We start from the raw sequence: 15,770 nt of genomic DNA, 5'->3' as shown, positions 1-15,770 counted from the left end.
CTTTTTTAATACGTAGACTTCTAGTACAGAATTACTTTGGATGATAGATTTTCTCTGCGTTTGCAAAGATCTCTTCCTTGTTCAATGTCATCTTCTTGGTCTGCTGATTGGCATATAATTCCATTTGATCATTGTAGTGCGCAGACCATTCTCTGTTGGAAGCGCCATACGGATGCAGCGTTTGCAACGAAACTTCCTCGCCTGTTTTCCATTGTGCAAATTGCACGTATGAATCAGCCACAAAGGTCTTGAACCGACCATTGGTATAAGGCATATTGTAGTTGGCAGCCAATGCATCTGCAAAACCGTTTACACCATATTCTTTCTCTCCACGAACATGTACTTGCAATTCGCCAAGTGTGACGTCCAGTGTTTTAAAGTATTCCATCAAATGCTCGTTGGCGTAAGTAACCGCTTCAATAAATAGGTTATCGTCCACATCCATTCCATCAATGAAAGCTTCCGTTCCAAGCTTCAACTTATCGAAAATGTAATGATAGGTGAGAAGGTACATTCCAGCCGCTTCACTTTCCTTGTCGGCACGCCTGTCCCAATTCTGCATCTTCACAATACTTTCCGCTACATCTGGAAAACTGTTCGGGTCAAGTTGCATGAAATTGTCAACCGAATTGAAGAACGTGCTTGAATCAGGCAGTTGACAATCGAATTTCATTCGCTTAACCTCTTCTAGATTTACGGTTTCTTGTTCTTCCAGTAATTGCATCAAGCGTGTACTTCTATTGTTGTCTCCATGCTCAAATCCGAAGTATGGTGGATAATCCATCGGATTCATGTTCTCACTTTCGCATGTTGCGTTAAAAGGAGTGTTGTTCGTATTGAAAACATAACCACAAGCAGGATTAACGATCTGAGGCCGTTCCTGAATTGGGTGGAATTCTGTCCACAACGTGGCGCTCGTGTCACCAGGCAGCACGGAAGCCCAGTTGTAATCCTCATTCCGTTTTGGAATAAGTCCGTTGTTCAGGTACATGATATTTCCTTCGCGGTCGGCATAGATCACGTTATATCGCGGATGCGCTTCCATGCTCAAGGCTTCGTAGAATTCATCAAAATTCTTGGCCTTGTTCATTCGATAGATTTCCTCAATCGTATTGATCTTTTGGTTTGCTGCTAATCGAACCGAGTAGTAATCACCATCTTTTGATTTGATGGTGGCTCCGTACTTACTCCAATATGTCATTTTAGGAATTGGCACGGTAAGAATGTTGCTCAATTTCACCTTTAGGAAGGTGAGTCGTTTATCCAATTCAAACCATTCTCCATCAAGCTGATACGAGTGTTTTTTTTCTTCATTCATTTTCAGTTTGAACACATCTACCAGATCAAGTTTATTGACCGTGTGTGCCCAACCAAGATTTTCGTTGGTCCCCAAGAAAACCGATGGTCCTCCGGGAAAAAGCCCACCAAGGATATTCAATCCTTCGTTGCTGCAGAGATGCGCTTCGTACCAAGAAAATGGACCTTCCATTGGTTGGTGTGGATTGACAACCAGTATCGTGCTTTCGTCTTCAGTCTTATTCTGATTGAAAGCCATGGCATTGGAACCAAGCCAAGTTGTGCCGCCATCGTATTCTCCGTTAAGTATGTTGGCCACTTCTAAGTGCCCGCCAGAAACGATGCACGCTGCAAACACGTTCCCGTAAACGAGGTCTTTCCCAGATATTGGAAAGAGTCCGTGCAGGAGCACCTCGTCTGGATACGAACTCGCATACGCATTGATTCCTTGCGCATAACCGTCTAAGTACTGCTTGTATTCTTCGCTGAAAGCGGAATCAAATTTCGCATCAACCACATCTTTCACTCCAAATGCGTGAAGTAGAAAATCGCGCTTGGCGCCATCTTTTCCCATCAGTTGTCCAGATCGACCTTGACCTGCAATAAGAAGTTCTTGCATGGTTCCGAAATCGTCTTCAGCATTGGCCCAAGCCAAGCCATAGGCAACTTCGTGATCTTGATCGGCAAAAATGTGAGGCACGCCCCACTGGTCGCGGACTATTTGAATCTTAGCGATATCAATCTTCTCAAATTGAGAACCAGTGCTGTTTGGCTCGTTTTCAGAGATTTTCGGTTTGCCAGCGAAAAGGCTAGTAGTTGCAAAAAGGATGGCAACCAGCATCAATGGTTTTTGGGGCATTAAGTGTAGAAATATTTAGGGGTTGAACTCACAAACGTAAAGGTACGTCTGCCCCAATTCAATGCCTATTAACTATGTATCAAGTGTTTACGATATCATTTTGGGTGATAGATCGATTCTGCCTCTGCAAAGATCTTCTCCTTGTCCAAAGTCATGGTTTTGGTCTGCTGATCGGCATATAATTGCATCTGATCAGTGTAATGTGGAGAGTTTGGTCGGGTAGATGCACCAAAAGGGTGCAAAGTTTCCATTCGGACTATTTTCTTGTCTTTCCATTGGACAAAATGAACATACGAATCGGCAACCCAAGGCTTGTACCTTCCATCTTTCCATTCTTCGTTGTAATTGGCAGCGAGCGCATCAGGAAATCCGCTGAGCGGAAGATTAACATCTCCACGAACATGACGCTGCACTTCGCCTAGCGCTGGAATTTTACCATCGTAATGCGTATCTATTTGATTCTTCGCCCAACGAAGTGCTTTTACGTAAGTCGTGTCTGGAATACTTACGGAGCGTTTGAATTCGCCATCAGAAAATCCCATCATGGAAAACACTTTTTGAAAGGTGATAAGATATGCTCCGGCACCTCTATTCTCTTTGTCTCCTCTTTTATCCCAAGCGTTTATAGTTGTGATAAGTGGAGCCAATTCCGGGTAATCGCTAGGGTTTACATGAAAGAGATTTTCGATGGAATTCTGGTATGCGCCACAAGCGGGAAATTCATAATCGAATTTCATTTTTTTCATCCGCTCGAATGAAACTTGGTCTGAAGCTTTTTCGCGCATCAGTTCTAAAAATCGTTCAGCTCTATTATTCTCGCCATTATCACTTATGCCAAATGATGCTGGATAGTCATCAAGACTTTGCCACTCATTTTTAGCCGTTGCATGCACTGGATTATTGTTTGTGTTAAAAACCCAACCACATTTCGGGTTCAGGGTCTGGATAAGGTCTTCCACATGATGAAATTCAGTCCACATGGTTTTATCGGAATTGCTTTTTACAACGCCAGAGTAATCAACTTCTGGATTCCGTTTTGGAACAACGGCATTGTTCAGGTACATCACCGTATCGTTTTCATCCGCATAAATAATATTGAACATGGAGATTGATTCCATTCTGAGCGCATCGTAGAATTCTGAATAGTTTTTGGCCTTATCCATTCTATACCACTGTTCTCCAACGCGGATTCGTTCGTTTCCTGGAAGTTTGACCGCGTAATAATTTCCGTCCGGAGATTTTAAAGTAGTTCCGAATTCGCTCCAATATGTCATTCTTCTTACAGGAAAAACGATGCCTTTTGCCAATTTCACCTTCAACCAAACAGGTCGTTTCTCAATCTTTTTCCACTCACCATTGAATTTGTACAGATGCTTTTTGCTCGGATGCATTTCTAACTGAAATACATCCACAAGATCTAAGTGATTGAACGTGTGCGCCCATCCCAAATGTTCGTTATTCCCTAAAAATACTGTTGAGCTACCTGGGAACATTGCACCGTGAATATTCAAACCTTCTTCGCTGCACAAATGCGCTTCATACCAAGAAAATGGACCTGTAACTGGTTGATGAGGATTGATGCAAAGCATGGAACTGCCATCTGAAGTTTTATTGCTGTTGAAAGCAAATGCGTTAGATCCATAAGGAAGGTCAGAAGGTTGGTCTTTATCATATGTACCATCCATGATCTTACCAACAGCACCTGGAGTTCCAATAAGCGCACTCAGCGCAAACATGTATCCACCAACCACATCTTTTGGGTTGATAGGGAAAGTACCTTTTACCCGCACTTCTTTCTTATGCAATTTGGCGTAAGCATTAACTCCTTGGCAATAACCTTCTATGTACTTCACATAATCAGCAGAAAGTTGACTGAAGTCCTTTTCAACGCGTTCCCGATATCCTAAAGCGTGCGAAAAGAAATCACGTTCAGCCCCTTCAACCCCGAGCATTTTCCCAGCAAGGCCTTTTGCAGTAATAACGAGTTCCTGCATGGTATAAAAATCATCCTCTGCATTGGCCCAAGCCAATCCATACGCAACGTCTGCGTCTGTTTTTCCGAAAATATGAGGAACACCCCATTTGTCTCTCACAATGGTAATGTCTTCGGGATTTACCGTGATCGAGTATTCGTAACCGTTGTCTTCTGCCAATACGGATGCAGAAAGCCCGGCCATCACAGCTAGGCAAGCAATAATTTTCTTCATAAGCTATTAGAAATCAGAGGAATTGAACTTGCCAACCAAGTTAGGCATTCTTATTTGATCTGAGTTCCAATAAGGTGATTTCCGGAGCAATTCCAATTCTACCCATGTACCCGATAAATCCCAAACCACGGTTTACATAGATATTTTGACCGGCAGATTCGTACAATCCCGCCCATTGCTTGTATAGATATTGAACCGGACTCCATTTGAATCCAGGGATTTCAATCCCAAATTGAGCCCCATGCGTATGTCCCGAAAGAGTCAATTGGAATTTTTGTGGATGATCCTTGATTTTAGCATCCCAATGGCTTGGGTCGTGCGAAAGCAGGATTTTGAATGAAACGTCTTCCACGCCTTTGACAGCAGCATCCAAGTCACCGTATTTCGGAAAATGTCTGGAAGCTCCCCAGTTTTCTACACCCACAATGGCCAATTTTTCTCCACTGGATTCCAGCGTGTGGTTATCATTCAGTAGTAGATTCCATCCAGATTCTCTGTGAATTTGTTTTAGTCTTTCGAGGTTTTCTGCTTTTGCAGATTGAGAGGGCCAAGGACCATAATCACCATAGTCATGGTTGCCTAAAATGGAATGAACCCCAAATTTTGCGTTCAACCGTTTGAATTCTTGCACGTAAGGCTCCGCTTCCACGGCCTCATTGTTCACGAGGTCGCCTGTGAAGAAAATGATATCAGGTTTCAATTCAAGAATCCGATCAACGGCTTCTGCTATAAATGCTGAAGAAGAAAAGCTACCTGAATGAAGATCTGAGATTTGAGCAATTTTCAATCCGTCAAAAGCAATTGGTAGATCGTTGTAAATGACTGTCTGTTTATTGACTCGGAGGTTGAAAGCTGTCCTCACCATACCATACAGCATAGTGCTGAAAGGAATAGCTGCCACTACGAGGCCGACCTGCGAAACAAACTTTCTTCGATTAGCAAGAAATGGATCCGTAGTTGATCCAAACAATCCCATAACGCCTTTCCCAAATCGAAAAATGTCTTCACTCAACAGAACGAGGATGCCCATCAATTTTGGAATCAGCAACACCAACATTAGACTGAAGAGGTAGTATCTAACATGGTTTGGAAGGCCGTTCCGGTTGGCAGTGAAAAATAGAATGACCATCACGCAAATGGTTGCGGACCAATATCCGAATTGAATTGCAGTACGCCAGTTTTGACTGAGATCCTGAACCGATGTTTTTACCAGTTGAAAAAAGTAAAGGTCAATTAATATCAGTAGGGCAATTGGAATGAGTAGTCTGAGCATTTTGGTCATGTGGTGATTACTAACAGCAAAAAATATTTTAAGTTTTTCTTAAGCGATATTTAAGAACAAATGTCTTTGATTTTACCAAAAACGGTTGGTCGTTTGTCTAATTCAGGTCTGATGAGTTTGGTAATGTGTCTCACTAGCTGTTACTTTTGTTTCATCGATTAAAATTATCAATACGTCTATTGTAACGACTTATTGAGCGACATTTAGTTAAAATCCAATTGTAACATGAAAAAAGTCCTACTCGTATTTTCAGTTCTTACCAGCCTTATCACATTTGAGTCTTTGGCTCAGGATAACATGGGTATTGGAACATCAACGCCAAATCCTTCAGCGGTCTTAGACCTATCTGCCACGGATAAAGGTTTACTCGTCCCTAGGCTTAGCACAATTCAAAGAACCGCCATTGCTTCCCCTGCAACGGGTCTGATGGTATATGACACTAACGATAATAAATTCTGGTATTTCGATGGAACTATCTGGGTTCAATCTGTTGGGCCGCAAGGGCCTGCAGGTCCAGCGGGTACTAACGGAACGCCTGGGCTTCAAGGAGCAACAGGAGCTGTAGGTCCTCAAGGCCCAGCAGGCCCACAGGGACCACAAGGTCCAGCGGGATTGAATGGAGCCGATGGACAAGACGGTCAAGATGGTGCCGATGGACAGGATGGTGTTACAGGCCCAGCAGGACCACAAGGCCCAGCTGGATTGGATGGACAGGATGGAGCAGACGGTCAAGATGGTGCTGATGGACAGGATGGAGCCACAGGCCCAGCAGGCCCACAGGGACCACAAGGTCCGACAGGCGCTGATGGACAGGATGGCGCAACTGGCCCGGCAGGACCACAAGGCCCAGCAGGATTGGACGGACAGGATGGAGCCGATGGACAAGACGGAGCAGACGGTCAAGATGGCGCAGATGGACAGGATGGAGCAGACGGTCAAGATGGTGCTGATGGACAGGATGGAGCAACAGGCCCAGCAGGCCCACAGGGACCACAAGGTCCGACAGGCGCTGATGGACAGGATGGCGCAACTGGCCCGGCAGGACCACAGGGACCACAAGGCCCAGCGGGATTGAATGGGGTCGATGGACAGGACGGAGCAGACGGTCAAGATGGTGCTGATGGACAGGATGGCGCAACTGGCCCGGCAGGACCACAGGGACCGCAAGGCCCAGCAGGATTGGATGGACAGGATGGAGCCACAGGCCCAGCAGGCCCACAAGGCCCGACAGGAGCTGATGGACTGATAGGGCCACAGGGTCCAGCAGGTCCACAAGGAGTTCAAGGATTGCTTGGCCCACAAGGCCCAGCAGGAGTTGATGGACAAGATGGAGTCGATGGACAGGACGGAGCAGATGGTGCTGATGGACAGGATGGAGCAACAGGACCTGTAGGCCCACAAGGCCCGACAGGAGCTGATGGACTTATAGGACCACAGGGTCCAGCAGGTCCACAAGGAGTTCAAGGATTGCCTGGCCCACAAGGCCCAGCAGGAGTTGATGGACAGGACGGAGTCGATGGACAGGACGGAGCAGATGGTGCTGATGGACAGGATGGAGCAACAGGACCTGTAGGCCCACAAGGCCCGACAGGAGCTGATGGACTGATAGGACCACAGGGTCCAGCAGGTCCACAAGGAGTTCAAGGATTGCCTGGCCCACAAGGTCCAGCAGGAGTTGATGGACAGGACGGAGCAGATGGCCAAGATGGTGCTGATGGACAGGATGGAGCAACAGGACCCGTAGGCCCACAAGGCCCAGCAGGAGTTGATGGACAAGATGGAGCCGATGGACAGGACGGAGCAGATGGTGCTGATGGACAGGATGGAGCAACAGGACCTGTAGGCCCACAAGGCCCGACAGGAGCTGATGGACTGATAGGGCCACAGGGTCCAGCAGGTCCACAAGGAGTTCAAGGATTGCCTGGCCCACAAGGCCCAGCAGGAGTTGATGGACAAGATGGAGTCGATGGACAGGACGGAGCAGATGGCCAAGATGGTGCTGATGGACAGGATGGAGCAACAGGACCCGTAGGCCCACAAGGCCCGACAGGAGCTGATGGACTGATAGGACCACAGGGTCCAGCAGGTCCACAAGGAGTTCAAGGATTGCCTGGGCCGCAAGGAACCCAAGGCCCAGCGGGAGTAGCCGGGGCACAGGGGCCAGCTGGACCACAAGGACAGCAAGGTCCAGCAGGACCTGTAGGATGCTCAACAGCAAACATTGTTGTTAAGTCTAACGGAAGTTCGGCAGTTTGCTCCCAGATATTTGATGACGGGATTCGAGTTGCGGTTGCAAGTACAACGCCACCTTCTGACAATATCTTCAGTTCACACGCTACAGGGGTTAATCTTGCAGTGTCAGGTTACGCTGTTGATGCAGTAGGTTCATATGGTAACAGTACAGGTTGGATTGGAACCTATGGCATTGGTGCTGAGGTTGGAGTATATGGAGCTTTTAGTGGTTCAACTGTGAATGACTATCCTGGGGTAGAAGGATTCTCGTACCCGTCTTCCCTTTGGGGTATCGGTGTTGAAGGCAGAGGAGGGTGGTACGGAGTCCGAGGAGAATCTATCGATGGATGGGCCGGTGTTTATGGTTCGGACAATTCAGGAGCTGCGTTATATGGCGTTTACTCTAATGGTGACTTTGGAGGCTCAGGTGCTAAATATTTTGTAATTGACCACCCTTTGGATCCGCAGAACAAGATTCTTCGCCACTTTAATACTGAATCGAATGAGCCACTATTATTCTATCGTGGAAAAGTAAATTTGGACGAGAACGGTGAGGCTGTAATAGCTTTGCCTGAGTATGTGGCTGCGATCAACAGGGATTTCACGTACAACGTCACTCCTATGGGACCAACAACGCAGATATACGTATCGAAGGAGTTTGATGGAAATTCATTCTCTGTTGCTGGAGGATCTCCTGGTGTGAAGATTAGTTGGATGCTAACGGGCGCTCGAAATGATGAGTATATGAAGCAAAACCCTGAAAAACTGGAGGTAGAGATAGAGAAAACAGGTAAGATTGCTGGTAAGTATATCAGACCCGAGTTGTATGGGGCAGATCGTTCTCAAAGTGCGCTAGATTATGAATCTGATTCGAATCAACGAAAAGGAATTACCAAATCAGATAGCCTAAACAAATAGCAGCCAATTGATTGGTGGATTGAAATAAAGTCGTTTATCTGAAAAAAGATAATGAAAAAAATACTTTACGTAGTATGTATTCTATTTGGTTCGAGTGCTTCTTTGATTGCACAGGACAACATGGGGATTGGCACCATATCTCCTGATGCCAGTGCTGTGTTGGACTTGACGTCATCAGATAAAGGTTTCCTGACTCCAAGGATGTCGACTCAGCAACGGACGCTCATCCTCTCTCCTGCAACCGGTTTATTGGTTTTTGACACCGATGATAACCAATTCTGGTACTTTGATGGAACTCAATGGGTTCAGGCCATTGGCCCAATGGGCAATCCAGGCCCTCAAGGCCTATCAGGATTGGACGGACAAGATGGAGCCGATGGACAAGACGGAGCAAACGGTCAAGATGGTGCCGATGGGCAGGATGGAGCCACAGGCCCAGCAGGACCACAAGGGCCAGCGGGATTGGATGGGCAGAATGGAGCCGATGGACAAGACGGAGCAAACGGTCAAGATGGTGCTGATGGACAGGATGGAGCAACAGGCCCGGCAGGACCACAGGGACCACAAGGCCCAGCAGGATTGGATGGACAGGACGGAGCAGACGGACAAGATGGAGTTGATGGTCAGGATGGGGCAACAGGCCCACAAGGACCAGCTGGGGCAGATGGATTGATTGGTCCCCAAGGACCAGCAGGACCTCAAGGCGTTCAAGGGTTGCCTGGTCCTCAAGGTCTTGCAGGATTGGACGGACTGGACGGAGCAGACGGACAGGACGGAGTTGATGGCCAAGACGGAGCCGATGGCACTGATGGTCAGGATGGGGCAACTGGTCCTGCAGGAGCTACAGGGCCCACTGGTCCTGCAGGAGGCGGAGCTGGTACTAAAACAACGTTTTCTGAAGCTGTTACGACAACTTTCTATAGCGACGCCAACGTGAGTTTTAGATGGAACTCAGCGGATGACGACCTTGAGTTAAACTTTAACACAGGCCATGATGGTTGGTGGGACGTGTTCTTTATTGGTGAATGGCATGGGAATTCGGTCACTCAAACCCCACACTCAGGTGCGGATGATATTAATTTCACTTCAGGAAGTTGGGTCACAATAAATACGGATATGTTTTTAACATCTGATAGTTACGGGCCAGGTATTATTTTCTACCTCTCTAAGGAAGATTCCAACGCTTACCCTACCTACAAGATCGTGATGCTTAGACATGGTAGTTTTACCACGACTATTGTGGAAGTGTACAATTAATTTGGTTGTTTAGGAAATCTTTATCTAAAGACTCTATTATGAAGAAATTTGAATACAAAACAATGGCAAATTTTCGAGTGTTTCTTGCGATGTTTACTGCAATAGGTTTGTTTGGGTCGTCCAATGTTTTCGCTCAGTTTATTGTTCAGAACAATGGAGCTGAGGTGACGGTAAGTTCAGGATGTATCGTTTCTATTAAAACAGGTGATCTTAACAATGATCTAGGTTCGATTGAAAATGCTGGGCGTATCACGATTGAAGGTGACTTGACAAATGGCGATCTTCTGACCGGTGGTGGTGGAAACACTGGTATTTTCAATGTGGAAGGAAATTGGGAGAATAATTCAGTTTTCACATCTGACCAGAGCATTGTGAATCTGACCGGAGCAAATCAGATCGTTACGGGAACAGCAGTTTCTACCTTTTACAATTTGAACTTACTTGGTTCTGGCATTAAAACTTTGGGTCTTGATGCTGAAGTTGCAGGCGTTTTAGCTCTTGGAAATTTGCAGTTAGCTACCGATGTTAACACACTTCGGGTTTTGAATACTGCTTCATCTGCCGTAACTGAAAATGGTGGTTTTGTAAGTAGTCTTGGAAACGGTCGGTTCTCATGGGATATGAATAGTACTGATACCTACGTTTTTCCTGTAGGAAGCAGTGTTGGAACAGCAAGAATTCGACCTGTGGCAATTACTCCTAACGCTAGTTCAGCAAATACGTTTGCCCTAAGAATGGCCAATGTGAATGCTACTTCTGAAGGTTTTGACGTTAATCAGATCGGTTCAGAATTATGTATCGTGAACGATCAGTTCTATAATCTTATCGATCATACGGCTGGTTCTGACGCTGCTGATATCACACAATACTATGTCTCTGCAAATGATGGCGATTGGTCTTCAGGATCTCACTGGCAAGGAACACCTCAGTGGGAAGATATGACCAATGAAGCTATAGGAACAGTAGGCGGATATAATACTGTTACCAACTCAGGCTGGACAGACTTCAATCAACCTGCGTTCGCGCTTGCAAATACGCTTCCAGATGTTAGCATTACAGCAGTAGCACCACTTTGCGAATCAAGCACACCAGTAACCCTTTCGGCATCTCCTGCTGGAGGTTCGTTCGCAGGTGCTGGAGTAAGCAACGGAGTATTCAATCCGAGCGCTGTTGGTGGCGGAATGCACACTATATCTTACACCTACACAAACAACTTGGGCTGTACCAATATTGCTTCAATTGACATTGAAGTAGGTGCCGGACCTTCTGTTACAATTACTTCGAGCAATAATGGTGCTTTGGAACTTTGCGCTGGGCAAACCTTAGATTTGACAGCAACGCCTGGTTTTGCGAGCTACGAATGGAATACAGCAGATCAAACCGAATCAATTACGGTAAGTGCCAGCGGTCAGTATTCGGTTACTGTAACGGACGCTGACGGATGTGAGGGAACATCAACGATTGCTAACGTAACGGTTCAGCCAGTTCCCGCTCCTGTTATTACTGCTAATGGTCCATTGTTATTTTGCGAAGGAGAAACAGTGACGCTTTCTACAGCGCTCAATCAAGGTGCATATGATTGGGAAATTACTAACGGAACAAATGCTTCAACGGTTGTTACTGAATCTGGCGATTACTTTGTAACAGTTACGAACCAGTACGGATGCGAAGGCATTTCGAATACGATTACAGTTGATGTGACACCGATGGATGAAGCCATAATCGTTGATAATGGAAATAATAATCTCACAGTAGATCCACCTGGATCTGGATACCAATGGTTCATCAATGGAGACCCGATTCCAGGAGCAACAGGTCTTACGTTCGATGCAATCCAGAGTGGAAACTATCATGTGGAGTACATTGGACCTAATGGTTGCCCTACAGAAACTTACATTTATGAGTTCACCTTCAATGTTGGGGTAGAAGAGTACAGCATATTTGATGTGCTTGATGTCTATCCTAATCCAGGAAAAGGAGAATTCACGATCCGCGGACAATTGCCAAGTTCTGAAAACGTTTCAATTGAATTGACGAACATGCTTGGACAAGCTCTTTTGCCTGCCGTAGTTATCAATGGCACGAACGACTTTACCCAACGAATGGACATTAGCCAGTTTGCTAACGGTGTCTATTTTATTCGAATTCAAGCTGCAGGAAGTATGACCACTGTGCGCTACATCAAAAGCTAGCCATAGCTCGGATTACAAGTATTATCCAACCTCTATTTAAGGCCTCTTCAGTAATTGGAGAGGCCTTACTTTTATCAGGTGAAAAAGGAACTGTTTTCTAGCACCATTATTCCTGGAACATTAGTGATCATTCTCGTTCTCGTGAAGCTAGGAGAGATTGCTTTTGACGTTAATCTGGTTCAGTATGGAGTTTTGCCTCGCCAGGTTTCTGGTCTTTTAGGAATCCTTTCCTATCCGTTCATTCATGCAGATTGGAAGCATCTGTTCAATAATTCAACTGCCTTATTCATTCTTGGAAGCATGTTGTTCTACTTCTATCGTGAAGTAGCATCAAAGACATTGCTTTGGGTCTATTTGCTTAGCGGTGTTTGGCTTTGGATAGGAGGGAGGGCCAATTTTCACATTGGTGCCAGCGGAATTGTGTATGCACTTTTTGGCTTTCTATTCGTGAGCGGATTACTCCGAAAGCATCTCAAACTGATGGCTTTGTCGCTCTTGGTGGTTTTTATGTACGGAAGTCTGGTTTGGGGTGTACTTCCAATTGATGTTCATGTTTCTTACGAAGGTCATTTTTTCGGCCTTCTTGCCGGAATCGTAGTTGCCTTCGTTTATCGGAAGCAAGGTCCGCAACGGCCAAAATATTCTTGGGATTATGTAGTTGAAGAAGAAGTACCAGCATGGTTTCCTGATGCAGAACGAGAAAGACGCGAACAGGCTGAACGGCAGCTTCAAGACGAGCAAAGGCTGCGCGAACAGCAAAATGCAGCTACAATAAATATCAATTACGTTTACAAGAAGAATGAAAACACACAAAGTCGGGATAAGTGAACGCTTCATTTCGTTTGCACTGTATGGTGGATTGGGAATTACAACAGAGGTTTTCTTCACAGCCATCAGCGACCTGATCAACAGCGGAAACTTTGACGACCTATCGCTCAAGGGCCAAAGCTACATTTGGATGTTCCCGATCTATGGCTTGGCGGCCATACTGTTTCCACTTGCTTTTAGCGTTTTGAAAAAGTGGAATCGAATGCTGCGCTACATCATCTATGGCGCTGGGATTCTCCTGGTTGAATTGATAACAGGATTTTTACTAGAGCAATTTACTGGTCGCTGTCCGTGGGAGTATCAGACTGGTTGGCATTTCGGAGGTTACATTCGGTTTGATTATTTGCCACTGTGGATGCTGTTCGGAGCGCTGATAGAAGAATTCCATCATTTCAATAAGCGCATCGGTTTGGTGCAATAAAAAAGCGAGCCGAAGCTCGCTTTTCATCGTATCGAAAAGTTTACACTGATCAGTTATTCAGCATAACTGGCATAACCAACATGAGCAGTTGCTCGCCTTCTACCACTGTTTCTCCAGGATGAAGAATTCCAGCTCGGTTTGGCTCAGACATTTCTAGGATCACATCTTCGGTTTCCACGTTATTCAGCATCTCCATCAAGAAACGTGAGTTGAATCCGATAGACATGTCATCGCCCTTGTAGCTACAAGTAAGTCTTTCGTCTGCGTTATTCGAGAAGTCTGGGTCTTCTGCAGAAACATGCAACTCGCTACCAGCAATTTTCAATCGTACTTGGTGCGTGGTTTTGTTCGAGAAGTATGAAACACGCTTTACAGAGTTCAGAAATTGACTTCTGTTAACGGTTAATACGTTTGGATTTTCTTTCGGAATCACTGCTTCATAGTTCGGATAGCGACCATCAATGAGTCGGCAAACAAGTGTAACCTCTCCGAAAGAGAATTTAGCATTCGTATCGTTGTATTCAATTGTCACTTCCGCTTCTTCCGTTGCAAGAACATTCTTCAACAGATTAAGAGGTTTTTTAGGCATGATGAAGCTTGCGCCTGCATCTGCTTTTGCATCTGTACGCGTATATTTTACCAATTTGTGAGCATCGGTAGAAACAAACGTAACGTTGTCCGAAGCCAATTCGAAATAAACGCCCGACATCACTGGTCTGAGTTCATCATTTCCTGCAGCAAAAATGGTTTTGCCAATGGCGCGTGCAAGTAGGTCTGAAGCAACCGTTACAGAGGCGGCAACTTCTAATTCAGGAGATTTCGGAAACTCTTCTCCGTTCAATCCGGCCACGTTGTATTCTCCATATTCTGAAGTAAAGCGCACAGCGTGTGTTTCCTTGTTGATAGAAAACGTTATCGGAGTGTCAGGAAAGCTCTTTAGAAGATCGAGTAGGATACGGGCAGGAATGGCCACTTGGCCTTTTTCCTTCGAAGTCACTTCAAACGAAGTGGTCATGGTGGTTTCAAGGTCAGAACCTGAAACTGTCAGTTGGTTTTCGCCAATGTCGAACAGGAAATTATCGAGTATTGGAAGCGTATTATTTGTGCTTACAACACCACTGATGGCCTGCAAATTCTTTAGCAATAACTGACTGGAAACAATGAATTTCATCTGTGCTTTTTTCGAATGGGGTACAAATATAGACGAATGCGGTTCTTACGCCCGATACTGTTGATAAATCTGAATTAGTTGTCTCTTCTAAGCGTAGGGTCGACCTGTAATGATTGGATTGGAACAGTCAATCGATCAAAAGTAAAGTATTGAATCAACGCAATTTCGTCTTCATTTCCGTTGATGACGCCATGCATCCTATCACCATCCCATTCTAATTGAACCCCGTCTGTGTCTACATCACCTGGATTTGCAGGAAGTCTGTAAGCAGTAACCGTCTCCGTTTCTCCTGAAGGATCGGTTACTGAAATGGTGAAATATGCGGGAGAATTGACAATGCTGTCCACTCTAGCTGCATCATAAGGTTGGATGCCTTCAAAACGCACGTTTCGATAATTGAGCATGTAGCGTTTTACAAAGACCGTATCCATTTTCTCCACCAATTCTTCTTTAGGGAAAAGCCTGTAGAGTTGAACCACTCGATCTTTTGAGTGTGTGATCTTGAATGATCGCTCTGGTTCTTGATGGAATTCCACCTTTATTTCTGAAATCTCGGGAAGCGAATAATTGAAAATTTCACTGTCGCGCCATTCCAACGGGCGTACCATGTACCGGCCAGTTAAATATCCAATGAATCCTGGAATGTGACAGATGAATGGAGTTCGCGAACCTTCAAGCAGCATGTACGTGCCCTGATTGTCTTTCGTAGCATCGCCAACGTAATAGGTTTTCACCTTATCATCTCCCTTGTAGATTTCTACTTTGGTAGACTTTCCTGCCAGCAGTTTCACAATATTGTCGTGAGCAGAATTGGCAACCGGAGCCTTCATTTCTACCCGATTAATGGTTTTTAGCAGAACATCAATCGCATCTTTTCGTGCTTTGTGGTTCGTGTTCACGGTCCATTCCTTCGGGCCAACGCGTTCTAGGAGAACAGTCTGACCCATTTTATCTGCCAAGAAAATTTTGGTGATCTCAGCCGTATCCTTCTCCGCGAAATCATACAGATCCGGTTTGATGGTTCCTGAGCCGCGTTGCTGGTAAACGTACATTGCAATAGCGCCAAGCGCTAAAAGAATAAGCAGTCCTATCAGGTTTTTCTTCATG

10 protein-coding genes are annotated in these 15,770 nt (G+C 45.5%); 5 read left to right on the top strand and 5 right to left on the bottom strand.

The window, feature by feature from the left end:
* Nucleotides 1-31: 31 nt before the first annotated feature.
* The 3 genes from K9J17_06855 to K9J17_06845 form a co-directional block, all read right to left on the bottom strand.
* On the bottom strand, nucleotides 32-2,137 hold the full coding sequence (locus K9J17_06855) for a penicillin acylase family protein (protein ID MCF8276435.1): 2,106 nt from the start codon (nucleotides 2,135-2,137) through the stop codon (nucleotides 32-34).
* Nucleotides 2,138-2,250: 113 nt separating this feature from the next.
* Nucleotides 2,251-4,362 (bottom strand): penicillin acylase family protein, encoded by a 2,112-nt coding sequence (locus tag K9J17_06850; protein MCF8276434.1) that lies wholly within the window; start codon nucleotides 4,360-4,362, stop codon nucleotides 2,251-2,253.
* A 40-nt stretch (nucleotides 4,363-4,402) separates the two neighbouring features.
* Nucleotides 4,403-5,635, bottom strand: coding sequence for a metallophosphoesterase (locus K9J17_06845; protein MCF8276433.1), 1,233 nt, complete (start codon nucleotides 5,633-5,635; stop codon nucleotides 4,403-4,405).
* A 234-nt stretch (nucleotides 5,636-5,869) separates the two neighbouring features.
* On the opposite strand from K9J17_06845, the gene K9J17_06840 reads away from it, so the two are divergent.
* From K9J17_06840 to K9J17_06820, 5 genes are all read left to right on the top strand, one after another.
* The gene (locus K9J17_06840) at nucleotides 5,870-8,794 is read left to right on the top strand and encodes a hypothetical protein (protein ID MCF8276432.1); all 2,925 of its coding nucleotides are present in this window, start codon (nucleotides 5,870-5,872) and stop codon (nucleotides 8,792-8,794) included.
* A gap of 51 nt (nucleotides 8,795-8,845) precedes the next feature.
* A complete protein-coding gene (locus K9J17_06835; GenBank protein MCF8276431.1) occupies nucleotides 8,846-10,051 on the top strand; it encodes a hypothetical protein in 1,206 nt (401 codons plus the stop codon).
* 62 nt (nucleotides 10,052-10,113) lie between these two features.
* A complete protein-coding gene (locus K9J17_06830) occupies nucleotides 10,114-12,243 on the top strand; it encodes a T9SS type A sorting domain-containing protein (protein ID MCF8276430.1) in 2,130 nt (709 codons plus the stop codon).
* Nucleotides 12,244-12,321: 78 nt separating this feature from the next.
* Nucleotides 12,322-13,071, top strand: coding sequence for a rhomboid family intramembrane serine protease (locus tag K9J17_06825; GenBank protein MCF8276429.1), 750 nt, complete (start codon nucleotides 12,322-12,324; stop codon nucleotides 13,069-13,071).
* The gene (locus K9J17_06820) at nucleotides 13,043-13,492 is read left to right on the top strand and encodes a putative ABC transporter permease (GenBank protein MCF8276428.1); all 450 of its coding nucleotides are present in this window, start codon (nucleotides 13,043-13,045) and stop codon (nucleotides 13,490-13,492) included. The genes K9J17_06825 and K9J17_06820 overlap by 29 nt, the downstream gene beginning before the upstream one ends.
* Nucleotides 13,493-13,541: 49 nt before the next feature.
* Here K9J17_06820 and dnaN read toward each other — a convergent pair whose 3' ends face one another.
* On the bottom strand, nucleotides 13,542-14,663 hold the full coding sequence (dnaN, locus tag K9J17_06815) for a DNA polymerase III subunit beta (GenBank protein MCF8276427.1): 1,122 nt from the start codon (nucleotides 14,661-14,663) through the stop codon (nucleotides 13,542-13,544).
* A gap of 74 nt (nucleotides 14,664-14,737) precedes the next feature.
* The gene (locus tag K9J17_06810; protein ID MCF8276426.1) at nucleotides 14,738-15,769 is read right to left on the bottom strand and encodes a DUF4340 domain-containing protein; all 1,032 of its coding nucleotides are present in this window, start codon (nucleotides 15,767-15,769) and stop codon (nucleotides 14,738-14,740) included.
* Between the last annotated feature and the right edge of the window lies 1 nt (nucleotide 15,770).

Source organism: Flavobacteriales bacterium (genome assembly GCA_021739695.1).
GTDB lineage: Bacteria > Bacteroidota > Bacteroidia > UBA10329 > UBA10329 > UBA10329.
This window is presented reverse-complemented; position numbering and strand designations above follow the sequence as displayed.

Excerpts from the sequence above, each read along its gene's own strand:
- K9J17_06850 (MCF8276434.1), bottom strand. The coding sequence starts at position 4,362 with ATGAAGAAAATTATTGCTTGCCTAGCTGTGATGGCCGGGCTTTCTGCA.
- K9J17_06855 (MCF8276435.1), bottom strand. The coding sequence starts at position 2,137 with ATGCTGGTTGCCATCCTTTTTGCAACTACTAGCCTTTTCGCTGGCAAA.
- K9J17_06830 (MCF8276430.1), top strand. The coding sequence starts at position 10,114 with ATGGCAAATTTTCGAGTGTTTCTTGCGATGTTTACTGCAATAGGTTTG.
- K9J17_06820 (MCF8276428.1), top strand. The coding sequence starts at position 13,043 with ATGAAAACACACAAAGTCGGGATAAGTGAACGCTTCATTTCGTTTGCA.
- K9J17_06840 (MCF8276432.1), top strand. The coding sequence starts at position 5,870 with ATGAAAAAAGTCCTACTCGTATTTTCAGTTCTTACCAGCCTTATCACA.
- K9J17_06810 (MCF8276426.1), bottom strand. The coding sequence starts at position 15,769 with ATGAAGAAAAACCTGATAGGACTGCTTATTCTTTTAGCGCTTGGCGCT.
- K9J17_06845 (MCF8276433.1), bottom strand. The coding sequence starts at position 5,635 with ATGCTCAGACTACTCATTCCAATTGCCCTACTGATATTAATTGACCTT.
- K9J17_06835 (MCF8276431.1), top strand. The coding sequence starts at position 8,846 with ATGAAAAAAATACTTTACGTAGTATGTATTCTATTTGGTTCGAGTGCT.
- dnaN (MCF8276427.1), bottom strand. The coding sequence starts at position 14,663 with ATGAAATTCATTGTTTCCAGTCAGTTATTGCTAAAGAATTTGCAGGCC.